The following is a 24,725-nucleotide window of genomic DNA, read 5'->3' on the forward strand; positions in this document are numbered from 1 at the left end:
GTATTTTTATTTAAGGCTGTGGTAAAAACTCAAATTTGGTATCATAAGTTTATGTACATTTATTCATTAAACTGTAATAAACAGAAACCATGGCAAAAGAGAAATCCCCTTCGAAGAATTCAGCAAAGAAAGAAGCTGTGCTGAGCTTGAAAGAAAAGCGTGCTGCTAAAGCTGCTAAAAAGAAAACCAGAAGTTAATTTATAAAACGCGCTTAGGCTATTGTAATAGTATAAGCGGCTGTAAATTTGTGAGAAGGCATTAATTTATTAATGCCTTCTTTTGTTTTTAGGTCCTGATTGGTGTTGCTGCTATCTGCAATTCCTAACCATGGTTCTATACACACATAAGGTGCCTTAGGTTTCGCCCATATTCCTAAATGTTGAAAATCTTCATAACTAACATTTAAAATTAGACCATGTTGCTTACTCTTTAATGCAACCTGTTTGGATGTGATATTTTTAAAGATGAGCGCATCTTTATCAAATAGGTTTTTATGCAGTTTTAATTGAGATTCATTTTTTAGAACAGGAAGAGTTTTATTTGTTACCAATCCATCTTTATCCAGTACATGAGTATTAACAGTTATAGGTCGATCAAATTCAAGATAATATTCGGAATATTCTTCACCGTCATATAGCGGGGCATTAAATGCGGGATGACCACCTACAGAGAAATATAAGGGGTTTACATCTAAATTAGTAACCTCGTGACTTATTTTAAGTTGAGATTCTTCCAATTCGAACGTCACTTCAAATTCAAACTTAAAGGGATATTTCTTTAAGCTTGCTTCTGAAGAGCGCAAGGAAAAACATAAGGTACTGTCATCACTACTTTTTAAAGAAACTTCCGGATTCCTTCTAAAAATTCCGTGTCGCGGCATTTCGAACCAGTTTCCTTCAAATTGAAAACGATCCTCTTTCAAACCACCAACAATGGGGAACAAGACCGGGGCATGACTGTTCCAAACCTCAGGATCTCCCTGCCAGATATACTCTAAACCTGTTTCTTTATTCTTGATGCTGCAAAGTTCGGCTCCGGCAGTCTTTACTTCAATACTTAACTTATCATTCTCAATTTTATGTACCTGCATACAAAGAGTGGTTTCTATAAGAGTGTTATTTTTTCTTATTTCTTCTATTGTAATTCTTGTCTCCCCTTGTTTTAGGTTTTTTGTATTTCTTTGCGATCTCCCGTCTGTAAGATCCTCCTAAATTCACTTTCTGATTTTTAAGACTCTTTTCATGAAACGCAGGTCCCGGAGCATCTTCATCATTTTGTTTTCCAGGATTATTTATTTCAAACACCTTGGGCTGTTCTTCAGGGATTAGAACGGTAGAGATCTCAACATTTTCAGGTAGATCATATTGAGGCACGGTCATATTCATTAGGTACTCGATCTTTTCAAGATTCTCTTCCTCCTTTTCAGTAGTAAGAAGTAAGGAAATACCCTGTTTTTCAGCACGTCCTGTTCTACCAATTCGGTGCATATAATTTTCGGGGTATTCAGGAGTATCGAAATTGATAACATGAGATACATTTTCTATGTCCAAGCCACGGGCCATTACATCGGTCGCTACCAGAACACGGCAAAAACCATCCCCAAACTGGCGAATACTTCTGAGTCTATAATTTTGCGTTTTATTGGAGTGAATTACGGTGCATTCATCCACAAATTCTTCATTCAGCAATTCAAATAACCTGTCGGCCATTCTTTTGTAACCTACGAAGATCAACACTTTTGAATAGGTTTCTTTATCCTTTAAGAGCTCTCGTAAGAAATTAGCTTTAGTATGGAAATTCTGGATTTTGTAACCGCGTTGTTCAATGTTATCTAAGGGAGTACCACTAATAGCTACCGATATTTTTTGAGGTTGCTTGAAATTGATATCTATCAATTCTTCCACCGCCTCTGTCATTGTTGCTGAGAACATGATATTCTGCCTGTTTACCGGCAAGAGTTCCAAAATATTGTTGATCTGAAATCTAAATCCAAGATCCAGCATCACATCAACTTCATCTATAACCAGCTTCTGAATGGATTTCATCTGGATGGCGCGACGCAAAATAAGATCATACAATCTACCTGGGGTGGCAACTATTATATCTAACCCTTGCATTACTTCCTGATGCTGAGTGTTTATGTTGGTGCCTCCATAAATTCCAACAACTCTGGTATTCATGTAAGCTGTTAATTTTTCAATCTCCTCAACAACCTGTACTACAAGTTCTCTGGTAGGCACAAGTACTAGCACACGCGGATTCTTTTGTTCCGAATATTTAAGCATCCTTAAAATAGGAAGCATATAAGCGAAGGTTTTACCGGTTCCTGTTTGCGCGATCCCTACCACATCTTTTCCAGACATAATTGCTGAAAATGCTTGTTCCTGAATAGGAGTTGGAGTTTGGAATTGTAAGTCTTCCAAAGCGTTTAATAAGGGCGTATTTAAATTTAAATCCTGAAAAGTCACTACGTGCTATTTTTATTAGCTGCAAAGGTAAGTCTTGATCTTTAAGAAACTGGTAGAAAGGGGATAGAAATAATAAAAAGATAGCTTTTATTGAGAAATTTCACACTCATTTTTAATGGTGGATGCCTTTTTTGGCTCATTTTTATAATTTTTAAAAATGATTTGCCATGTAATTTTAGGTATTTTTGGAAGTCTTAAATATAAAATATGAAAAAGATCTTGGCCTTTGCCGGTTCAAATAGCAGTACTTCCATAAATCATAAATTTGTTACTCATGTTACGAATCGTATTAATGGTCATGATATCAAACTTATCAAATTAACCGATTTTGAATTTCCTATGTTTAGCGTGGATCATCAAAATGAAAAAGGATTTCCTGTAGATATAAGTGTGCTGAAAAATCTTATCGCCGAAAGCGATGCGCTCATTATTTCAGTTAACGAACATAATGGGATGGTTTCGGCATTTTTTAAAAATATTATAGACTGGTTGTCTCGAATAGACAGAAATTTTTTATTAGATAAAAAGATCTTATTGGTAAGTACTTCTCCAGGGGCACGTGGGGCAGCATCGGCTCTGGAATATGCAAAAGGTATTATTCCGAGATTTGGAGGTAAGGTTGTGGAAAGTTTCAGTTTTCCTTCTTTCAATGATAATTTTAAAGATGATACGGTACAAAACGAGGTGCTTAATATGGGGATTGAAGATGTGTTAACTACCTTTGCGCACGAAATTGAGAATTAAATAAGTGCGTACCCATAAAGAATACCCTATCCAGGATGTTGCTGTTTTTAAGGAGAAGTTGCTTTCCTGGAGTCAGCAGTTCTATGAAATAGCTTGGTTAGATAGTAATAACTACCCTCAAAAAGAATCAAATTTTGATGCTGTTCTAGCGGTGGAAGCTTTCACGGCAATTAAAACCGATTATACAGAAGCGTTTAACAAACTATTGGAGTACCAGGAGCGAAATAAAGATTGGCTTTTTGGATATCTGTCTTACGATCTAAAAAATGATGTGGAAGCACTTAGCTCTAAAAATTTTGACGGACTTCATTTTCCTGATCTCTATTTTTTTCAGCCACAAAAGATCTTTCTTGTAATAGGACAGAAAGTGGAGTTGAGGTATTTAAAAATGGTAGATGATGAAATGGACGCTGATATGGAAGAAATCCTTCATTTTTCTACAGAGCAAAATAATGTTGATAAGCCGCTTAAGGATTCGAAGCCACGGGAGATTAAAGCGCGTATTTCAAAACAAAGCTATTTGCATAAGGTTCAGGAAATGCTTCATCATATTCATAGAGGTAATATTTATGAGGCGAATTTTTGTCAGGAATTTTATTCCGAAGATCATGAAATTCAACCATTCCAGGTTTTCAAAAATCTAAATGAAATTTCATCTCCGCCCTTTTCCTGCTTCATGAAATTAGAAAAGAATTACCTTTTGAGTGCCTCTCCTGAACGTTATATAAGGAAGACCGGTACTAAGCTTATCTCACAACCTATTAAAGGAACGGCAAGAAGATCGGCAGATGAACTTGAAGATCAAGCCATTGCACAAGCCTTACAGAATGATTTAAAGGAACGTTCGGAGAATGTGATGATTGTAGATTTAGTGCGGAACGATCTTTCTAAAATAGCTAAAAAGGGCAGTGTAAAAGTGGAGGAGTTGTGTGAGATATACTCTTTTCAGCAGGTGCATCAAATGATCTCCACAGTTTCAGCACAGCTGGAAGTTGGAATCCCTCCAGTGGAAGTTCTAAGAGCTACTTTTCCTATGGGAAGTATGACCGGAGCTCCAAAAATATCAGCAATGAAGATTATTGAAGAACTGGAAGAAACCAAACGCGGACTTTATAGTGGGGCGGTGGGATATTTTATGCCTGAAGGAGATTTCGATTTTAATGTGGTAATACGTAGCATACTTTATAACGCCGATAGAAAATATACATCATTTTCGGTAGGAGGGGCAATTACGGCTCGCTCCATTCCTGAGATGGAATATGAAGAATGTCTTTTGAAAGCTAAAGCTATGCGCAAAGTACTTACCTCAATTTAAAAACTCCTTTCCTGTAACAAGGATTTAGAAATGCCTTTTCATATCTTTGAAACACTATGGAGAAAGCATTCAAAAACCTTATTAAAACTCAGTTTCCTTATTTATGTGAGTCTAAAGTACTTCTAGCAATTAGTGGCGGGGTAGACAGTGTAGTGCTGGCATATTTATGCAAAGCAGCCAAACTTCAGTTCTCCATGGCGCATTGCAATTTTAATTTGCGGGGTGAAGAAAGTGATACCGATGAAGATTTTGTGTTACAATTAGCAGACGATCTGGAAGTCGAGGTATTTACCGAAAGTTTTGATACTGAAGCTTATGCGAAAGATGCTAAAATTTCCATTCAAATGGCAGCAAGGGATTTGCGCTATAAATGGTTTGAAGAACTGAGCACTGCTTTAAGTTTTGACTATGTTCTTTCTGCTCACCATGCCAATGATAATTTAGAAACTTTTCTTATAAATTTAATACGTGGGACAGGATTGGAGGGCTTCACAGGAATCAAATCTGAAAATGATAAGATAATTCGTCCGTTACTAACTTTTTCAAGAAAGGAGATTGAAGCCTATGCTTTAAAGAATAAACTTGCATGGCGCGAGGATAGTAGTAATGTTTCTACCAAATATGTACGAAATAAAATAAGGCATCAAATTATTCCGGTGATGGAAGAGATCAATCCTCAGTTATTGGAAGGTTTTGCACACACACAATCCCATCTTAACGAGAGTTTGAGTTTAATAGATGATTATATAGGCTTGTTGTATTCAGAGATAGTCAGCAAAACATCTCATGGTTATGAACTAAAGATTGAGGTGCTTAAAAAGATCCCTAATACAAAAGCTGTTCTTTTTCAATTGTTGAAATCTTTCGGTTTTAGTGAATGGGACGATGTAAATGATCTTTTAGATGCGCAAGCCGGAAAAATGGTGTTTTCAGAAACACATCGCCTTATTAAAGACAGGGAGGTTCTAATTCTAACGGAAAAACCATCAGTGCGTAAAAATCTGATTTATAGTATTGCTGAAGGAGAAGATATTGTGATGCTTCCTGTTGGTAAATTTACGTTTCAGGAGGTTGATAAGATTACAGATATATCAAATCATACTATTTATGTAGCCAAAGAAACCCTAGATTTTCCACTTATTTTAAGAAAATGGCAGGAAGGAGATTTCTTTTATCCTTTTGGTATGAAAGGAAAGAAAAAGTTAAGCGACTTTTTTAAGGACAAAAAATTATCTTTGCCCGAGAAGGAAGATTGTTGGTTGTTATGCTCGAATAATAAAATTATTTGGGTAGTAAATCATCGAGCTGATGCGCGTTTTGCAATTACCGACCCTTCTCAGGAAATAATGAAAATTACCTATTCTTTATGAAATATCTATTGACTCTGGTCATCTTTTTTACGGCCTTATTTACTTCACAGGCGCAAGTTTTTTCACATGAAGATAAAGAACCTGAAATTTCTGATCCTGTTAAATGGGATGCAAAACTTGAAAAGCAGAACGATAGTATCTATAAAATAATTTTCACTGCAACCATCGAAAAGGGGTGGCATATGTATTCTCAGGAAGTTGGCGAGGATGGCCCAATTCCTACTACATTTACCTATACGTCTTCCCCTGAAACCTATGAGTTAATTCAAGAAACGAAAGAGCCGAATATTGAAGCTGTCTTTGATGATGTCTTTGGAATGGATATCAAATATTTTGAAGATGAAGCAGTTTTTACTCAACTTATAAAAGTTATTGATGCTACTTCTATAATTGAGGCTGAAGTGGAGTTCATGGCTTGTGATGACAGTCGGTGCTTACCGCCCGAAGTAGTTCCCTTTCAAATTTCCATTGGAGATAAAAAAGCCATTACTGCGTATGCAAATGCCGATGTAGATGAACTGGATATCGAAAAGACCAAAGCACTGGATATTGGAGTGCAGGGTTGGGGAGATTACCAGCAGGAAGAAACTGAAGAAAAAGGTTATCTAACTATATTTTTTCTTGGATTTATTGGAGGTTTAATCGCGCTGCTTACTCCCTGTGTATTTCCAATGATCCCATTAACGGTATCATTTTTTACCAAAGGTGCAAAAACCCGTAAAAAGGGATTGATGAATGCCATCTTATATGGCCTGTTCATTTTTGCTATTTATTTATTATTGAGTTTACCTTTCCATCTTTTAGATAGTCTGGCACCTGAAATATTGAATAATATATCTACTAATGTTACCCTTAACATCATATTCTTTGTAATTTTTATCGTTTTCGCACTATCATTTTTCGGATATTATGAAATAACACTTCCAAGTTCGTGGAGTAGTAAAATGGATGATAAAGCCTCTAGTATTGGTGGGGTTGTAGGGATATTCTTTATGGCGCTCACGTTGGCGTTGGTATCCTTTTCATGTACAGGGCCAATTTTAGGTTCCTTATTAGGCGGTTCATTAAGCAGTGATGGGGGAGCGACTCAGCTATCTTTTGGAATGGGTGGATTCGGACTGGCGTTAGCATTGCCATTTGCGCTTTTTGCACTTTTCCCTAACTGGTTAAATTCTCTTCCTAAGAGTGGAGGATGGCTTAATACTGTAAAAGTGGTTTTAGGATTTATAGAATTGGGCTTGGCCTTTAAATTCTTATCTAATGCCGATCTTGTGCAACACTGGGGGATTTTGAAAAGAGAGATCTTTATCGGGATTTGGATCTTAGTAGGATTAGGTTTAATGTTATACCTATTCGGATTGATACGTTTTCCACACGATGGCCCTAAAAAGAAACTTACTAAAATGCGCTTTGCCTTTGGTGGATTGACTTTTCTATTTGTGTTATACTTATTTCCCGGCCTTACAAATTCAAGTTTTGCTAACTTAGAGTTGGTAAGTGGTTTTCCGCCACCGCTTTTTTATAGCGTTTACGAGAAGGAAACTGAAGGTCCGTTAGGTCTTAAGGCATACAAAGATTGGGATAAAGGCTTAGAAGCAGCTAAAGAACAGAATAAGCCTATTATGTTGGATTTTACGGGGTGGGCCTGTGTTAACTGTCGTAAGATGGAAGAACAAGTTTGGAGCGACCCTGAAGTGTATAGCGTAATAAAAAACGAATATATCCTTATCTCTTTATATGTAGATGATAGAATGGACTTGCCCGAATATCAGCAATTCAATTTTTTAAGAGCGAATGGAAGTATTAAGAAAATTAAAACCGTAGGAGATAAGTGGGCGACTTTTCAAACGGTGAACTTCAAAAATAATTCTCAACCTTTCTATGTTCTTTTAGATACAGATAAAAATCTATTGAACCCTCCAGTTGGATATACACCTAACAAAAAGGAATACTTGTCATGGTTAAATGAAGGATTGTCTAAATTCGAGAAGTAAGCTGTATTAACTAAATAATCTTTAGCCTTAAAGGGTTAATTTCTATATTTAGGACTTGAAAAAAACCCTAAAGCATGAAATTAGCACGTTATCATCTTATTTTATTTCTATCTGTATTATTATCATTTCCGGTTCTTGCACAGCCGGATGCCGAGTATAAGGTAGAAGAGCATTACAATAAACAAGAAGTAGACATCACAATGCGTGATGGTATCAAGCTTCACACAACTATCTATAGTCCAAAGGACACTTCAAAGAAGTATCCAATTCTTTTGCAACGTACTCCGTATAGTTCTGCTCCTTATGGAGAAGGGCAGTTCCGATCTAAAATTGGTCCGAATGAGTTCTTAATGCAAGAGGGAAATATTATTGTATATCAAGATGTTCGTGGGAGATGGATGAGCGAAGGTACTTATGATAACATGAGAGCCTATATTCCGAAGAAAAAAGGAAAACAAATTGATGAGGCCAGCGATACTTACGACAGTATAGACTGGTTAGTTAAAAACCTTAAAAATAACAATGGGCGGGTAGGTACATGGGGAATCTCATATCCCGGGTATTACGCACTATATTCTTTATTAGACGCACATCCTGCATTAAAAGCAGCATCCCCACAAGCTGGAATTGGTGATTTCTTTTTTGACGATTTTCACCATAATGGTGCCTATTTATTGAGTTACTGGAGAGCTACAGCTGTTTTTGGTTATGAGAAAGATAAGCCTACCACCGAGCCTTGGTATGAATTCCCGGAACTTGGAACACAAGATCAGTATCAATTTTTCCTTGACAACGGTCCTCTTACCAATTTAGATAAGTATTATAAAGAAGACAACGTGTTCTGGCAACAGCTTAAAGACCATTCCAGTTACGATGAATTCTGGAAGCCTAGAGGACTTATTCAGCATTTAGAAAACATTAAACCTGCGGTGATGATCGTTGGTGGGTTGTTTGATGCGGAAGACCTGTATGGTCCTTTTGAATCATATAAGAACATCGAAAAACGCAGTAATAACTATAACACCATGGTATTTGGACCTTGGAGTCATGGAGATTGGGCAAGAACGAAAGAACGACAAGCTATTGGAAATGTATATTTTGGAGATAATATTTCCAGAAATTACCAAAAGGATATTGAAACAAAGTTCTTCAATCATTTCTTAAAAGGTAGTGGTTCTAAAGATTCCGGATTGCCGGAAGCTTATGTGTATGATACAGGGAAACACGAGTGGAATAATTACACTGAATGGCCTCCTAAGAATGCAGAAAGTAAAACTTTGTTTTTAGGGGAAGATCAGAAATTGAGCGATTCGGCATCAAATGTGGAATTAACTTTTATAAGCGACCCAAAAAAGCCGGTACCTTATTCAGAGGACATTAAAATGGTTTTTACACCACGGAAATATATGACAGACGATCAGCGGTTTGCTGCACGCAGACCTGATGTATTGGTTTTTGAAACTCCCGTTCTAGAGGAGGACATGAGCTTGGTAGGGGCTATTGAAGCGCATTTAAAAGTAGCTACTACAGGAACAGATGCCGATTGGGTGGTAAAGGTGATCGATGTTTATCCTCCGGATGCGGAGGATACCGAAGAAACTCAGGAATATTTGAAGATGAGCAACTATCACATGATGGTTAGAAGTGAGGTGATGAGAGGAAGGTTCAGAAATAGTTTTGAAAATCCGGAAGCTTTTGTGCCGAGTGAGAAAACCGAAGTTAATTTTGATCTGCAGGACGTGAACCATACTTTTAAAAAGGGTCATAAGCTGCAAATACAGGTACAAAGTACATGGTTTCCTTTGATAGATTTGAATCCGCAGACATTTGTCCCAAATATATTCAAAGCGAAAAAAGAGGATTTTAAAAAGCAAACACATACTGTTTATGGAGATTCATTTATTAAATTCTCTACACTGAAAAAATAAATTTTATGAAGAACAGGTTTAAAATAGCCGTCGGAATTTTAATAGGTTTAACCATTATTTCATGTAAGGAAGATACCAATGGCTCTATTACAGATGCAGAAATTAAAGAGGCTTCTGCCGAACTGAACAATTATTTTGATGCCGAGTTTGAAAAGGATGTGGCAGAGTCGCCCATGATGCAAACAAGGCTTGGAAGAAAAACAGATTATGGAAAATGGGATGATTTTTCAAACTTGAAATATTCTAAAGATCTTGAAAAGGCAAAAGAACGTCTTGATTATCTTGATAAGAATGTAGATGAACTGTTATTGAATAAGGAAACTGAGCTTAGTTATAAGCTTTACAGACAGGTGCTAAAGAATGAGATAGCCGATTATAAATACAGGTTTTATAACTATCCCATCAATCAAATGCATGGGTATCATGCAGAGATTCCGGCATTTTTGATCAACATGCACAGGATAGATTCTGTAGCCGATGCAAAAGCCTACATTTCCCGATTAAATGGTTTAAACAAGGTTTTTGACGATATTATTGAAGGTTTACAGGTAAGAGAACAAAATGGGATCTTACTTCCTAAATTTGTTTATGAAAAGGTAATTGATGATTCCAAAAATGTAATAAAAGGCAAGCCTTTTAGCAATTCTAAGGAAGCAAGTACACTTTTAAATGATTTTAAATCGAAGTTAGAGAAATTAAAACTTCCTAAGGATCAAGAACTTGAATTGGTCTCTGAAGCTGAAAAAGCATTGATAACTTCAGTTCAGCCAGCTTATGAAAAATTGATAGCTACACTTGAAGATCAACTTCAACGGGCAACCACCGATCATGGTGCCTGGAAATTCCCAAAAGGAGAAGAGTTCTATAATAATCAGTTAAAGAGAATAACAACTACTAGTCTTAATGCTAATGAAATACATGAGATTGGACTGAGTGAAGTTGCCCGAATTCACGGAGAAATGGAAGAGATCATGAAAAAGGTCGGTTTTAAAGGCACTCTTCAGGATTTCTTTGATTTCATGAGAACAGATGAGCAGTTTTATTATGACAATACGGCGGCGGGAAAAAAGGCATATCTTAAAAAAGCTACCAGCATAATAAACACGATGAAGGGAAGGTTAAATGAACTTTTCTTAACAGTACCGAAAGCAGATATAGTTGTAAAGGCAGTAGAACCTTTCAGAGAGAAAAGTGCAGGAAAAGCATTTTATCAGCAACCTGCAATTGATGGTTCAAGACCGGGAACTTATTATGCAAATTTATATGATATGAGCGCTATGCCAACTTATCAAATGGAGGCTTTGGCGTATCATGAAGGTATACCGGGCCACCATATGCAAATTGCTATTGCTCAGGAATTGGATAGTTTGCCCATGTTTAGAAAATTTACTTTTTACACGGCCTACGTGGAAGGATGGGGATTATATAGTGAACTTGTTCCGAAGGAAATAGGTTTTTATAAAGACCCATATTCCGATTTTGGTAGGTTAGCAATGGAATTGTGGAGATCCTGTCGATTAGTGGTCGACACAGGAATTCATGCTAAAAAATGGACAAGGGAAGAAGGGATTGAATATTACAAACAAAATACTCCCAATGCCGAAAGTGATTGCGTGAAAATGGTGGAACGGCACATTGTGATGCCGGGCCAGGCAACTGCTTATAAAATAGGTATGAATAAAATCGTTGAGTTAAGAGAAGAGGCAAAAGATCAACTTGGAAATGCTTTCGATATTAGAGAATTTCATGATGTAGTGCTGTTAAATGGAGCTGTGCCGTTAAATGTTCTGGAAGATATGGTACAGGAATGGGTGGAGTCTAAAACAGCTTAAGCAGTATTTTGTAAAAGCTATTCCTCAAGTAGCCAAAGCGCTGCTTGGGGAAATAAGCTTGACCAAAAAGCTTCATTGTGTTGGCCTTCCGTTAGTAATTTCATATCTATCTGGTCTTCAGCTAACCCGAGCTTATGAAGCTCTTCTACTGTTTTATTCATGAGAGGGAGCATCCTTTCACTCTCTTTTTCTCCGGCTCTGAAGAAGAATTTGCTTTTCAATAAATCTGAATTGTGTCTCGTTTTGGTGAAAGTGTAAATCTCATCAGAGAACCAGAAACTGGGAGAGAATATCACTGCTTTTCCGAAGATATGAGGGTATTTCAATAGAGCATAGTAAGCGAATAATCCACCAAGAGAACTGCCGCCAATAAATGTGTTCTCTGCTCCTTCTTTAACCTGAAAGCGTTCCTTTATTTCCGGCTGTAGCGTTGAGGTAATAAAATCAAGGTAATTATCTGCATTACCGCCTTTGTATTCAGGATGAGGAAAAGGGGTTAGCTCGTCGATCCTTTTTTCATTTCCGTGTTCTATCCCAATAACGATAAGCTCCAGTTGTAAACTGTCTAAAATTTCATCTACTCGCCATTCTCCGGCATATGAAGTTGAATTATCAAATAGATTTTGGGCATCTTGTAAATATAATACGGGAAAAGTTTGTTGTTTGTTAGAATAAGCTGCTGGCAGATATACCCATATTTTCTTAATAGTGTCCAGTTGAGGTGCTTCTATATTGAATATGGAAATGTTCTTGGAAGCTGTACTCTGAGCGACTGCAGACAGTGATAGCGATAGGGAGATTAAAAGTAGAAGACATATCTTCATTTGCTATGGATTTTAAAAATATTAAAAATTTGAAGGGTCTATTTTAAGATTTAATATTTCGGCCATTTTCATAGCCTGTTCTATATCAGCTTTATTAGAAATAGATGATTTAGCATCGTTAAGTAGGTTAATAGCTTCTTTATCAAGACAATCAAAATACTCTTTATTACCTGCAGGTTGCTTTTTCAGATACTGAAACATCAGCAATAATTTTTGAACAAGAATAATATCATGCTTGCAATAGGTTCGAATAGAAGCCATAACGTTATAAGTTAGCTCCTCAAAACTTATGGTGTTTAGTTTAATATAAGAAGTACCATCCCTGCTAACAATGTTAGCATCCTTTTTCTTCATTCTTACCGAGAACAATTCGGTAAGATAATCTATCCCGTTTAAAGCTGTACCGGGATCATTTATTCCCGGGGACATCGCTTTAACGATTATTTCTGTGATTTGCTTAAAGGCCAAGGTATAATTGTCGGCAACAAGTTCGGCACGAGCAAAATTGAAATTAGAGAGGATGCGCTTAATGGTTGTTTTCTCTAATTCTTTTTCCGACCGGAATAAAGGTATTCCATTAAGGACAAAAATCCCTTTAACGGGAAGGATGTGCAGCTTGGTTTCCTCTTTTTTACAAATGTCCAGCAAGTTGGTATAGGAGATGTTTTGAAGATATCCGCTGCTTTCCGTATGGTATTTGAACCAGTCAGTTGTATTGGGGAATTCAGGAGATTGATCATTCTCAACTTCAATAAGTTCGTTTATCCGCTCTTTAGCTAAAACAAAAATCTTGTCTAAAATATTATTGATCTGAATGCTTTGGGAAATATTATGGATAAAATAAATAAAGGCACCCAAACAAATTACGGTGAAAATAATTCCCAATAAAACTGAAAAACCCGGAATCTGGTATTTATCTCCGGTGGGTTGAATTGAGAATAGGACGAAAATGCAGTAGAGAATAGTTGCTAAATATACTCCTAAGATAATTTGGTGTGTTTTATCGGAAATAAGCCCTGGAAGTAATCTCGGGGAATAATTGCTTGAAGCCTGACTTAAAAGAAGCATTACCATCGAGAAGCTGAAAACGACCATTGAGATAAGGCCCGAAATCAAAGCACTTAATATAGTAAGCGCTGTATCACCATTATCAACTACTAGTAAAGGTAGGTTTTCGACAAGATATTTTGATACGCCTAAACTTTCAAGATACATCATGAAAAATGCGAAGAACATTCCAAAAAAGGCAAAGACTGTGGGATAGAAGGCAATCTTACTTTGTACAATATTGAAAAAGGATAATGTTCTGTTGTATAGTTGCTTCATGGAGATCTAATATAGGTCTTAAAAATAATCAATTCCTGAATAGACTGGATTAGAAAGAATTTTAAATAACATAAGTTTATTAAATACGACAAAATGACATTAATTAAATAGTGAAAGCGGACAAAATGACTGAATTATTGATATGGAATTCAATTTGCTTATCATTTCGAAAATAAATACTAATTCAAAATATATACGTTATGAACACAATTATTAGAAATGATGCTAATTGGTTACCATCCATTTTTGATGATATGTTTAAAACTGATTGGCTAGGCGGGACTACAAATGTGAATAGTATAGGAACAAGTATTCCGGCAGTTAATATTCACGAAAGCGATGATAATTTTCTAGTAGCTGTGGCTGCTCCGGGAAAAACTAAAGAGGATTTTAATATTGAATTGGATAATGATATTTTAACGATTTCCTCGGAAATAAAGGATGAGTTGGAAACTAAAGAAGCATCCGGGAAATTTACCAGAAAAGAATTTAGTTACAGCAATTTCAAAAGAGCTTTTAGTTTACCTGATACGGTAAATAGTCAAAATATTTCGGCAACCTATATCAACGGCGTGTTAGAAATTACATTACCCAAGAGGGAGGAAGCTAAAGTTCAGGCAAAACGCCAGATAGAGATTTCATAAGAATTAGGTTAATTGGTTAGTTGAAGAGGCACCTTTCGGGGTGCCTTTTATTTATCTAATAATATCCATCTATTTCCCGCACTTTGAATTGTAAAGACCTGATTTCCTGATATGGATGCGATAGTTGTATTGTTCTTTATATCATATAGATTATCAGAATTTGTAAAAACCAATTGTTTGCTTCCAATACCATCCCAGCCAATGAGAATCAACATCCGACCTCTATTTGTATTGGCAGCGGGAAGAACCAGCCTGGACACCTCATTGTTTATCCGAAGTGTATAAACATCATCAGTTATAATAAAATCTCCGGTCGCTGAACCGGTGGTACTGTAATTCTTTACATTTCCAAAGGTCCATACCATATTACCGGTGCTTTCTAAATAAAGAGATTGACCCGTACTTCCCTTAGCTGAAGGGAAAATATATTGTTCTTCGAATGTATTTCCTATTCCCAATCTTCCAGCAAAATATCCGGCATAAACTTTATCGGCATTGTTTCCATATGCTGCACTATAAATTCCGTAAATCTTGCCTAATCCTGTACTCTGACCTATCTCTGAATAAATTCCGTAATTATCGCTATTTGCTCCAAAGGTTTTTCCTACTCGATTATAGATTCCATAGATATCATTAGTACCGGCATTTTGATAGGTTTCATTAAAAATACCATAGTGAATACCATTTCCAATACCTCCTACATTATTCTTTATTCCATATTTATTACCATTGGTGGCGCTACGATTATCGTTAATTATACCATACGTGGTGAAATTATCTGTTGCAGGATTATTGTTATCAATTTCCAGTGCCTTTTTTATAGAGGTTTCTGTGGGAGAGTTTAATGCTATTTGTAATTTAGAAGATATCTCCTGTGTTCCAATTCCCACACTACCGGTTCGGTATATGTAATCGGTAATATTATTAGGATTGCTACTGGTTCCGGGTTTATAGAAATTTCCAAAAGCATTACCACTTATGGTTTCCCATTTTAAAGTTTTAAAATTCCAAAAATAAAACCCACTTGGGTATTGAGGGCTGGAAGTATTCAGAAATACGAGCATTCCATGTTGCTGTTCTCCTGGGTTAGTAGTTGGCAACTTATCAATTCTGGGAATCAAAATACCATCAATAGATGAAGGGTTTTCTGAAGAATTGGCAACAATGTCTAATTGTGCCTTTGGACTGGAAGTTCCAATTCCAACCTGACTATAGACGGAAAAGGTCATAAGTATGCCTATAAGGCAAATAAAAATTCTCATATGCGCTCGGTTTAAGGACTATTAAAGCGAAAACTAAAATGTAAAGGGTCAATTAAAAATAATGAATTATTTAATTGACCCTTAGTTGGTTGTAGCTTAAAATTATCTCAACAAGATAATTAATTACTCCATTTAGTTAAAAAGCTATTCGGCCAAGGCCTTGGTCTTTTCCTGTAGCATATTTATTTCATCTCTTAATCTGGCAGCAGTCATAAAATCGAGGTCTTTTGCCGCGGCCTCCATTTCTTTCCTTTTCTCTCTAATGCGTTTTTCTAATTGAGCTTTGCTGAAATAAGCGGTTTCTTTCTCAGCAGCTTTGAGGGTAGGAGCGGTTTCAATTACATACGGATCGGGTTTTTTAGCAAAAGCACTTTCAATACTTTTCACTAAAGCTTTCGGGTTTATATTATGTTTGGTGTTGTAATTCATTTGCTTTTCTCTTCTATAGGTGGTTTGATCTATAGTCATCTGCATACTGTCTGTGATCTTATCAGCGTACATAATAGCTTTTCCTTCGAGATGTCTAGCAGCCCTACCAATTGTCTGGGTGAGCGATCTATTACTTCTAAGGAAACCTTCCTTATCGGCGTCCAATATTGCCACAAGAGATACCTCCGGAAGATCCAATCCTTCTCTTAATAAATTAACTCCAATCAATACATCGAAAATTCCCTTTCTAAGATCCTGCATAATTTCAACTCTTTCCAGAGTATCAACATCGGAATGAATATATCTACATCTAACATTTATTCGGGTCAGGTATTTGGTGAGTTCCTCTGCCATTCTCTTGGTAAGCGTAGTTACGAGTACTCGCTGGTCTTTTTCCGTACGCAGATGAATTTCCTCTATAAGATCATCAATCTGATTTAAACTAGGTCTAACTTCAATAATTGGATCCAGTAATCCCGTAGGTCGTATCACCTGTTCCACATAGATACCTTCCGATTTTTGAAGTTCATAATCTGCAGGAGTTGCACTCACATAGATCACCTGGTTTTGTAAGGCTTCAAATTCTTCAAATTTCAACGGACGGTTGTCCATAGCAGCGGGTAATCTAAACCCGTAATCCACCAGATTCTCCTTTCTTGAGCGGTCACCGCCATACATGGCATGCACCTGAGGAATGGTTACGTGACTTTCATCCACGATCATCAAATAATCATCAGGGAAATAATCTAATAAACAGAATGGTCTTGTGCCAGGCAGCCTCCCATCTAAATATCTTGAATAATTCTCTATCCCTGAGCAATACCCCAACTCCCTAATCATCTCCAAATCGAAATTTGTACGTTCCTCTAATCGTTTTGCTTCTAAATGTTTTCCTATATTCTGAAAATAATCTATCTGCTTAACAAGGTCATCCTGGATTTCTCTAATTGCCCCTTGTAAGACATCTGGAGAAGTAACAAACATGTTGGCAGGGTAGATGTTCAGTTTTTCGTATTTCTCTAATATTTCATTATTTAAAGGATTGAAAGCTTCTATTTCTTCGATCTCATCTCCAAAAAAGTGTACTCTAAACGCATTATCGGCATAACTTGGAAAGATATCTACCGTATCGCCTTTAATTCTAAAATTTCCGTGGTTAAAATCTGCTTCTGTTCTTGAGTAAAGACTTTGCACTAATTTATGTAGCAATTTGGTTCTGGAAATCTGCATATCCCGCTCAATAGAAATCACATTCTTTTTGAATTCTACCGGGTTTCCGATACCATATAAACAGGAAACGGAAGCTACTACAATTACATCCCGTCTTCCGCTTAAAAGGGAAGACGTAGTACTCAGCCGTAATTTTTCGATCTCTTCATTTATGGAAAGATCTTTTTCTATATAAGTACCGGAAGAGGGAATAAATGCTTCCGGTTGATAATAATCATAATAACTTACAAAATACTCCACCGCATTTTCTGGAAAGAATTGCTTAAATTCTGAATAAAGCTGGGCGGCAAGTGTTTTGTTGTGAGCAAGAACTAGGGTAGGCCTTTGAACTTCGGTAATAACATTGGCAGCGGTAAATGTTTTACCCGATCCGGTTACTCCAAGTAAGGTCTGATATTGCTCATTCTTATCAAGACCTTCCACAAGCTTTTTGATAGCTTGCGGCTGATCTCCAGTAGGTTTAAATTCTGATTTTATATTAAATTTCATGAGTTTCTTTTTCTTAGCCTCACGAAATTAAGCAATTATCCTGCCTATTCAAACCAGTCTGTCAATATGCTTATCTTTTTAATGTAAAGTGTCCATTAAAGATTTGATTTGATTCCTGAATAGTTGCTTTAAACCAGTAATCATCTGATGGCATATCTTTTCCATTATATGTTCCATTCCATCCTGGACCATCAGGATCTAATTGTTTAATCAATTTACCATAACGATCATAAATATAAAGTGCTTGGATTGTAATACCATATTCAGCATCGGTTATAGGTTTCCACAAATCGTTATATCCGTCATTATTGGGAGTGAAAAATATTGGAAAACCAAATACTATAATTTCTTCCTGCACAAGACCACATTCACTACTGTTTTTGGCAAATACAGTATGTATACCAGGGGTAACCCCACTAAATATCGACGAAGTTTGATAATGGCCATCTGAGCGGTCTAAAGCAAAAAGCGATTCTGAAGATACTGAGTTCGTAAATATCTCCACGATATTCGAACCGCTAACACTTTCTACTTTAATATCTGTTATTTCTGGAATAGCCAGTATATTTACATTATACTCGATTAATTTTCCACAACCCAAAGAGCTTTTTGTAATTTTTAGAGAATAAGAACCATCATTTGTTACAGTAATAGTTTTAGAGGTTTCCCCTGTACTCCATTTAAAATCATAATCACTTTCATTAGGTAAGGAAATATTTGTACCTAGAACCACGGGCAGCTCGCTAGAACAAATACTGACTTCCACAAACGGTGATATATCTGGAAAAGGGATTAGTGTTAGGGTCATTTCTCCAAATCCATAACATTTACCATTATCGGTTGCTCTTATGTAAATAGTTTCCGGAGCAGTTGTAAAAATTTCAGGAACTGGGTTCACCCCGCGAATGGCATCATCTTCACTTTCAAAAAAAGTAAGCTCGATGGATGCACCTAAATTCAACTCCTCTTTTATATTATTTTCAATAGTATATAAATTATATTCGGCAGTACCGTCCCCAAGATCACAGCCAGTTGCAGGAGATGGTTTAAGTATCTCACTTTTAGTAGTCTTTAATGTTAACTCACTAATATTATAGCAAGAAGAACCAAAACCAGTAACCTTGGCATAGATGACCTCATTTAAACTAGTATTACGATAGAAATTATTTAAAGCATTCTGATTTAATTCATCATCAATAGCGTTTTGACGAGTTTTATAGAAGAATATTTGCAAATTACTGCTGGCATTTGTAAAATAATCCCTTGCTAACTGTAGGTTAAATTCTGCAAAACCATCAGTAGGGTCTGAATCCTGAGTGTCGCATTGGCTCAATTCATAATTATTTGGTACTGCTGGTATCTCTACAATTATAATTTCCTTACATACAGGGTCTAGAGGGATTCCATTAAGAGTTTTAGTCAGAACCACTGTAAATACTCCAGAGCTTGAGTATACATGAGTAGGGTTTTCGGAAATAGAGGTACTTCCATCACCAAAATCCCACATTACAGTATCATAATCTTTTTGTCCACTTATTATAAATTTGGTAGTATCACCAAAGCAAAGATTTTCTATATCAAAATCACTATTAAAGAGAGATTGAATAAAAGGAGGAAGTCCTAATTTTACATCATTAGGTTCTACACTAACCGAATTGTGAGAGTAATTAATATTAGCAGCTATTTCTTCAGGATCTTTAATTACCGATAGGAATTTGTATTCTATATATCCTCCATCATCTGTAGGGTAACCCGCACGATATATCTTACCATCAATAGCAAGTTGTAGTGCTCCAGCTACATTACGAGAAGTGTGTATTGTTTTTACAGAAGCTGGGATATTAGAACTTTTAAGATCAAATTGATACAATTCACTATTTTGAAATCTATCTTCAGAATTATAAATATTGGCAGTTAAATATAATTTGGAAGTCTTTGGTGAAAATTCTACCCCATAAGGGTATATTGAAGTTAGAAGTAACTGTTCATTCGACACTCTTCCGGTTACATCGTTAAAGTCGTATAAAAATAATTTACCTGTACTTTTAGCTCCACCAGTTCTTGGACTTCCTAAACTTGTGCCTGTATATGCCGCTGCCATTTTCTTACCATCTGGAGAAATTTTTAAATATCCTCCTGCCGTAACATTAACGTTTTGTTCATTTAGTAAGGGGGAAAAATTGTTGCTTATAGTAGAAATAACGGGAGAAGTATTTACTCCGCTCGAGCTCACATTAAAAGCATAAAATTTATTCGTAAACTGAGTAACGACCCAATAGGAAACGCAGTCTCCACTTATTACTGCTGAAATTTTTTCTGAACTTTTAAACTCGTTTTCTAAAGAATTAGAAGGATTGTATGTTATTAAAGGGATATTCTTCTTATCTGGTACGACACCACCAAGACCACCGTTCAAAGACATATCAACCTCAGAATAATTGATTCCTTCAATAGGATCATTACTCGTATTAAAATAATCGGGTTTGTCTACCGTAAAAATGTAGTAAATCCCCGGGTAGGCTGGTTTAGGAATTATTATAGCTGATTGCGTAGAGGAAACATTTCCTTTTAATCCACTACCATTTAACATACTGTTATGGGATCTATCAAATACTGTAATTCCATCAGTATAAAATAATAGATTACCATTTCTGTCTGATATCGAGGCAGAACCTTCTATAGTAGATACTCTGCCGCCATTAAGGGCAACGGGGTTGCCAGAATTAAATGATAAACCGGCTCCATCTCCAAAATACCAATTAGATGTTTCCTTTTGAGCGAACGTAATATTTCCTATTAGAACTAAAACAAACAGTAAAAGGAAATTCCGGGTTTTCATAATTAAATATCAGTACAATTTTTTATAAATCTCTTCTTTTTAACAAAGCGTAAGAAAGATATACAAATAAAACTGTCCATACAATAACAATTAATAGCTGATACCAATGAACCCCGTAGTCCTTATCTAATTCGCTTCCAATTTGGGTAGCAGCCGTTTTTATAACGTTTAGACGTGAAAAAGGCTCAATAACAATATTGCTCATAGCCTGAAGCGGGAAGAATTGCATGATATTCTCGGCAATATCACTATCCCTGAAAATTTTCCATTCTAGGACTCCGTATAAGATACTTTCAAAAATCCACCATATAAATAAAAAGCCAAGAGCGAAGGCAGAACGTTTGATCAGTATTCCAATAAACATACAGAAAGCGAAGAATCCCGCAAGTTTTATAAAATACCCAAGTAAATATTCCATGTCAGAGAAAACAATTGAAAACTCGGTAAAATCGGAAAAGGAATAACCTAAGATCAAGGTCACTACAAAAAGGAATAGGGTGGAAATAACCGAAAAAAGTAATACCGTAATAAACTTGGACAGCACGAATTCTTTCTTGCTAAGCCCATCTATTAGGTTTTGTTTTAACGTCCTGTTACTATACTCATTACTCATCATAGATACAATCACTATGGCAAGAAATAGTTTTAGCAAAGCTGCAATATAACTGTTGAAATGCCAGATAAAAGGAAAATTGAAAATCCCCTGATCGGCCAACCTAAAATGTATATTACCCAGATCAAATTCGATAGAGGCAATTAGAGCAATAAAAGTTATAAGTATAAAATATGTGAATATCAATATCTTGGCAGACCGACTATATCTTAATTTATGAAGTTCTATATCTAGTAATCGTAGCATTTAATTGGTGGTTTGGTTGGTTAATTGTAAGAATTGCTCCTCGAGACTTTCTTTTCTTTTTACTAAATATGATAAAGCAACACCTTTTTCAAAAAGGTAAGAATTGATGACCTCGGCATTCATAGGTTCTTCTAAAATAGCGGTCACCAAGCCATCGTGCTCTGTTATTTTTCCGATTAGCGGATGATGGGTAAGTACTTCTTTTAACTTTGAGATGTCGTTGGATTTTAATTCAAAGAAGCCGTGACTAGCATTCATTTCATCTACCCGCCCACTATACAATTTCACACCTTTCCTAATAATTACTACATGAGAACAAACCTTTTCAACTTCATCCAGTAAATGGGAAGCTAATAATATGGTTGTTCCTGTAGCAGCTATATTTCTAATAATCTCTCTAATTTGATGAATTCCCTGAGGGTCCAGTCCATTTGTAGGCTCATCCAAAATTAGTATTTCGGGATCATTTAAGAGGGCAGAGGCAATTGCAAGACGCTGTTTCATTCCTAAGGAAAATGTACGGAACTTACTGTTCTTTCTATCTAAAAGCCCAACCACTTCTAATTTTTCTTCAATTTTAGAGCTGTTAACTCCTTTTATCTTACATACCAAAGCCAGATTTTGAACGGCAGTCATATAAGGATAAAAATTAGGATGCTCTATAATTGCACCAACCATCTTCAAAGCCTCATGGGTAGAATCTTTTCCGTCAAACCAGTGAAAATCGCCACTGGTTTTATTTACAACATTTAAAACCATCCCTAAGGTGGTAGATTTTCCACTTCCGTTAGGACCCAGAATACCGTAAACGTTCCCTTTTTTGATTTCAAAAGAGAGGTTGTCGACAGCGGTTAGTGGTCCGTATTTCTTAGTGAGATTATTTAAGGTGAGAATTGTCTCCAAATTATATATGTTTCTTAATCTGACGATGAAGTTAACATTTTGTTACAAGACTTATCAAGGAGAATATGTATTTTTGAAAAAACCCACCTATAATGCAAGACAATTTAATGTCTAAGAAAAAACCTTCTTTTCCTATAAACGACCGTTTTCATACATATCTGGCAAAGTACAACCGGAATACTAAGATCCCGGTGTTTTATGATGATTTGTTGCGTTTTGCAGGTTGTGTGACCGTTTATGATAGAAATGAAGAGGATACCTTGTGGGTACGCTGTTATTATTCAGATCATGAAAGAAACGAGATAGATATTTCTTTAAAACATGTATATACCATTTTACATTCTGACGGAAGTGATGAATCGTTAGAATTCTTGAATATCGATGCGATAGATTATTGTACTTTCGGAAATTCCAAGCCCTTCAGAATTAGAGTCAGAAATGTTTTGAACGATAGTTTTACTTATTTCTATGTAAAAATGGCCGATGCTTCAAGGGTTTATGGTTTGGAGATTGAACATATTTTGTCTCCACATAGAATTAATTTTTTAGTGTATAAGGATACCTTAATTGAAGAGCATATTGCCGGAATTCCTGGAGATGTTTTTATTTCTGAAGAACTTCCCAATTGTGATGAACGTGCAAAAACTCAAATAGCCAAGCAATTTGTAAAATTTAATGAGCGCTGTATGGTGCGGCTTTTAGGAGATATGCGCTCCTATAATTATGTGGTAATTCCTACGCACGATTTTGATCATGTAGAATACACCATTCGAGCAATCGACTTCGATCAACAGAGTTATGAAGGGAATTTAAAGGTATACAAACCGCAATTTTTTAAAGAGAATTTTAAGATGGTAGAATTGGTTACCAATAAACTGCAGGAAAATTCTATAGAACAGTACAGAAAAGAAGAACGGTCTCTATTAGCAAAGAGAATGATAAATGCTCAAAGCCGATTTAAAGAATTGGTAAGATGTATGATAAACGACCATGTATCTTCTCCAGAAAATGTACGAGAGCTTAGAAAAGACTTATATATACTTACAAACGATATGAAATTTAAAAGGGCTCGTACGATGGGACAAATCCTGCGTACAGCCCTTGAGTTTGTAAAACGTAATTACGAAGACGTAAATACCAAGGTGTTAGGCTAGTTTAGCTTTTTTCCTCTTTATTGAAATAAACTAGGTAATAATACATCTGTTTTTCCTCGTCCCAACCTTTTTCTACGAACTTCTCTGCAGATTCCGGGTTGATGAAATTCATTTTAATTTGAACATTTGTGTCCAAATTAATCACGTTTTTAATAGATTTTCTAGCAGCCGTAACCGCACTGTTTGCAATTGGAAATTCTGTAAGATCTTCTATATTATATTTTGGTGCTTTCTCTGTTTTATAATTGTTAAATTCAGGAATTAGATCTGGGTTGTCTATTACAGAATTCAAGAAATTAGACTCATCAAAAGCATCATTCTTTGCAAAGTAATCTACACTTCGGTTCATAAACATCACTTCTTCCTTTTTGTCTTCCGCAGGTAATACTACATCTTTAGCGAAATTCTGGCAGAATTTTAAATACTTCTTTGTGTAAAAATTCTCATCGGCAAGTACATCTACTCCTAAGAAATTCTCTAACCAGTATTTCGTGTCGTATTTATTTGAATCTACAGAAAGTACTTTATAGCCTTCAACTCGTTCTTTATTGAAGATAAGCGCGCCTTTATCTAATTTACTAAGGCTAATCCCTTGTTGTACGATCATTTCGAGAATAGTCCCTTTTTCCTGGAATTGAAGAAAATCATGCTTCAATTCAGATTTAAAGATCCCAATAGCGGAGGTTTTTTCATTGTTCAACAGCATATTTTCAAAATATACTACATATACTTCTCCACTTTTGATGTGTGGGTGCGTGGACTGCTCAAACAATAAGGTATTTATTTTCTTAGAAACATCGTGTACCGACTCAGGGTTATCGAAGATTTGATTGGTGAAATTGTACAACTCGTTGAATTCCAGATCAGTTTCGTGATGAAATTTGTAATAATTCTCTTCTTTTTCACGAAAAGGTTTCAAGAAAAATTCTTTCACCAAAGGGGTAATCTCATCATTCAGTTCAAAAGGAGCGGCAGAAAGAAAGATGTTCTCGTTTCTGCTTTTATTTCCAACCCTATGAATTGAAAGCGATTCAATTTGGGCGTTATATAAGTTGATCATTAAATAGTTTGATTTAAGTAAGTTTTACTTGGTGAATTGTGCAAGGCTAAAGAGG

At 36.0% G+C, this 24,725-nt stretch carries 18 protein-coding genes; 8 read left to right on the plus strand and 10 right to left on the minus strand.

The features are described 5' to 3' along the window. Window positions 1–211 precede the first annotated feature (211 nt). Together L1I30_RS06510 and L1I30_RS06515 are read right to left on the minus strand one after the other, a co-directional pair. A complete protein-coding gene (locus tag L1I30_RS06510) occupies window positions 212–1,090 on the minus strand; it encodes an aldose 1-epimerase family protein (RefSeq protein ID WP_236133457.1) in 879 nt (292 codons plus the stop codon). 25 nt (window positions 1,091–1,115) lie between these two features. Then, window positions 1,116–2,468, minus strand: coding sequence for a DEAD/DEAH box helicase (locus L1I30_RS06515; protein ID WP_236133458.1), 1,353 nt, complete (start codon window positions 2,466–2,468; stop codon window positions 1,116–1,118). Window positions 2,469–2,675: 207 nt separating this feature from the next. Between L1I30_RS06515 and L1I30_RS06520 the strand changes: the two genes are divergently transcribed. From L1I30_RS06520 to L1I30_RS06545, 6 genes are all read left to right on the plus strand, one after another. Then, window positions 2,676–3,212, plus strand: a complete 537-nt coding sequence (locus L1I30_RS06520; protein WP_236133459.1) for an NADPH-dependent FMN reductase — start codon at window positions 2,676–2,678, stop codon at window positions 3,210–3,212. 4 nt (window positions 3,213–3,216) lie between these two features. Then, complete coding sequence (gene pabB, locus L1I30_RS06525) at window positions 3,217–4,527, plus strand: aminodeoxychorismate synthase component I (RefSeq protein ID WP_236133460.1); 1,311 nt, start codon at window positions 3,217–3,219, stop codon at window positions 4,525–4,527. Between the two features lie 56 nt (window positions 4,528–4,583). After that, window positions 4,584–5,897 carry a tRNA lysidine(34) synthetase TilS gene (gene tilS / locus L1I30_RS06530; RefSeq protein ID WP_236133461.1) on the plus strand — a complete coding sequence of 438 codons (1,314 nt, stop codon included), beginning with the start codon at window positions 4,584–4,586 and terminating at the stop codon, window positions 5,895–5,897. Next, the gene (locus tag L1I30_RS06535) at window positions 5,894–7,891 is read left to right on the plus strand and encodes a protein-disulfide reductase DsbD family protein (RefSeq protein ID WP_236133462.1); all 1,998 of its coding nucleotides are present in this window, start codon (window positions 5,894–5,896) and stop codon (window positions 7,889–7,891) included. The genes tilS and L1I30_RS06535 overlap by 4 nt, the downstream gene beginning before the upstream one ends. 74 nt (window positions 7,892–7,965) lie before the next feature. Further along, a complete protein-coding gene (locus L1I30_RS06540) occupies window positions 7,966–9,819 on the plus strand; it encodes a CocE/NonD family hydrolase (protein ID WP_236133463.1) in 1,854 nt (617 codons plus the stop codon). 5 nt (window positions 9,820–9,824) lie between these two features. Next, entirely contained in the window at window positions 9,825–11,651 is a 1,827-nt protein-coding gene (locus L1I30_RS06545; RefSeq protein WP_236133464.1) for a DUF885 domain-containing protein, read from the plus strand. A 17-nt stretch (window positions 11,652–11,668) separates the two neighbouring features. On the opposite strand, the gene L1I30_RS06550 is transcribed toward L1I30_RS06545, so the two are convergent. Further along, window positions 11,669–12,475, minus strand: coding sequence for an alpha/beta hydrolase (locus L1I30_RS06550; protein WP_236133465.1), 807 nt, complete (start codon window positions 12,473–12,475; stop codon window positions 11,669–11,671). A gap of 21 nt (window positions 12,476–12,496) precedes the next feature. After that, on the minus strand, window positions 12,497–13,801 hold the full coding sequence (locus L1I30_RS06555; protein ID WP_236133466.1) for a DUF2254 domain-containing protein: 1,305 nt from the start codon (window positions 13,799–13,801) through the stop codon (window positions 12,497–12,499). 200 nt (window positions 13,802–14,001) lie between these two features. Between L1I30_RS06555 and L1I30_RS06560 the strand changes: the two genes are divergently transcribed. Then, window positions 14,002–14,445 (plus strand): Hsp20/alpha crystallin family protein, encoded by a 444-nt coding sequence (locus L1I30_RS06560; RefSeq protein ID WP_236133467.1) that lies wholly within the window; start codon window positions 14,002–14,004, stop codon window positions 14,443–14,445. 47 nt (window positions 14,446–14,492) lie between these two features. Here L1I30_RS06560 and L1I30_RS06565 read toward each other — a convergent pair whose 3' ends face one another. The 5 genes from L1I30_RS06565 to L1I30_RS06585 form a co-directional block, all read right to left on the minus strand. Further along, on the minus strand, window positions 14,493–15,707 hold the full coding sequence (locus tag L1I30_RS06565) for a phage tail-like protein (RefSeq protein WP_236133468.1): 1,215 nt from the start codon (window positions 15,705–15,707) through the stop codon (window positions 14,493–14,495). Between the two features lie 144 nt (window positions 15,708–15,851). After that, window positions 15,852–17,855, minus strand: coding sequence for an excinuclease ABC subunit UvrB (gene uvrB, locus L1I30_RS06570; protein WP_236133469.1), 2,004 nt, complete (start codon window positions 17,853–17,855; stop codon window positions 15,852–15,854). Between the two features lie 70 nt (window positions 17,856–17,925). Then, on the minus strand, window positions 17,926–20,694 hold the full coding sequence (locus L1I30_RS06575; RefSeq protein WP_236133470.1) for a T9SS type B sorting domain-containing protein: 2,769 nt from the start codon (window positions 20,692–20,694) through the stop codon (window positions 17,926–17,928). Window positions 20,695–20,716: 22 nt separating this feature from the next. Then, window positions 20,717–21,553: an ABC transporter permease gene (locus L1I30_RS06580; RefSeq protein WP_236133471.1), complete on the minus strand. Its 837-nt coding sequence runs from the start codon at window positions 21,551–21,553 to the stop codon at window positions 20,717–20,719. Continuing rightward, entirely contained in the window at window positions 21,554–22,456 is a 903-nt protein-coding gene (locus L1I30_RS06585; protein WP_236133472.1) for an ABC transporter ATP-binding protein, read from the minus strand. It abuts the gene before it with no gap. Between the two features lie 92 nt (window positions 22,457–22,548). On the opposite strand from L1I30_RS06585, the gene L1I30_RS06590 reads away from it, so the two are divergent. Beyond that, window positions 22,549–23,610: a hypothetical protein gene (locus L1I30_RS06590; RefSeq protein ID WP_236133473.1), complete on the plus strand. Its 1,062-nt coding sequence runs from the start codon at window positions 22,549–22,551 to the stop codon at window positions 23,608–23,610. Window position 23,611: 1 nt separating this feature from the next. Here L1I30_RS06590 and L1I30_RS06595 read toward each other — a convergent pair whose 3' ends face one another. Continuing rightward, window positions 23,612–24,670, minus strand: coding sequence for a nucleoid-associated protein (locus tag L1I30_RS06595; RefSeq protein ID WP_236133474.1), 1,059 nt, complete (start codon window positions 24,668–24,670; stop codon window positions 23,612–23,614). Window positions 24,671–24,725 lie beyond the last annotated feature (55 nt).

Origin of the sequence: Gillisia lutea, assembly GCF_021568705.1 — a bacterium.
In the GTDB taxonomy this organism is placed as follows: Bacteria; Bacteroidota; Bacteroidia; order Flavobacteriales; family Flavobacteriaceae; genus Gillisia; species Gillisia lutea.

Coding starts and splice junctions, on each gene's coding strand:
- L1I30_RS06510 (WP_236133457.1), bottom strand. CDS start 1,090: ATGCAGGTACATAAAATTGAGAATGATAAGTTAAGTATTGAAGTAAAG.
- L1I30_RS06520 (WP_236133459.1), top strand. CDS start 2,676: ATGAAAAAGATCTTGGCCTTTGCCGGTTCAAATAGCAGTACTTCCATA.
- tilS (WP_236133461.1), top strand. CDS start 4,584: ATGGAGAAAGCATTCAAAAACCTTATTAAAACTCAGTTTCCTTATTTA.
- L1I30_RS06535 (WP_236133462.1), top strand. CDS start 5,894: ATGAAATATCTATTGACTCTGGTCATCTTTTTTACGGCCTTATTTACT.
- L1I30_RS06540 (WP_236133463.1), top strand. CDS start 7,966: ATGAAATTAGCACGTTATCATCTTATTTTATTTCTATCTGTATTATTA.
- L1I30_RS06545 (WP_236133464.1), top strand. CDS start 9,825: ATGAAGAACAGGTTTAAAATAGCCGTCGGAATTTTAATAGGTTTAACC.
- L1I30_RS06550 (WP_236133465.1), bottom strand. CDS start 12,475: ATGAAGATATGTCTTCTACTTTTAATCTCCCTATCGCTATCACTGTCT.
- L1I30_RS06555 (WP_236133466.1), bottom strand. CDS start 13,801: ATGAAGCAACTATACAACAGAACATTATCCTTTTTCAATATTGTACAA.
- L1I30_RS06560 (WP_236133467.1), top strand. CDS start 14,002: ATGAACACAATTATTAGAAATGATGCTAATTGGTTACCATCCATTTTT.
- L1I30_RS06565 (WP_236133468.1), bottom strand. CDS start 15,707: ATGAGAATTTTTATTTGCCTTATAGGCATACTTATGACCTTTTCCGTC.
- uvrB (WP_236133469.1), bottom strand. CDS start 17,855: ATGAAATTTAATATAAAATCAGAATTTAAACCTACTGGAGATCAGCCG.
- L1I30_RS06575 (WP_236133470.1), bottom strand. CDS start 20,694: ATGAAAACCCGGAATTTCCTTTTACTGTTTGTTTTAGTTCTAATAGGA.
- L1I30_RS06580 (WP_236133471.1), bottom strand. CDS start 21,553: ATGCTACGATTACTAGATATAGAACTTCATAAATTAAGATATAGTCGG.
- L1I30_RS06590 (WP_236133473.1), top strand. CDS start 22,549: ATGCAAGACAATTTAATGTCTAAGAAAAAACCTTCTTTTCCTATAAAC.
- L1I30_RS06595 (WP_236133474.1), bottom strand. CDS start 24,670: ATGATCAACTTATATAACGCCCAAATTGAATCGCTTTCAATTCATAGG.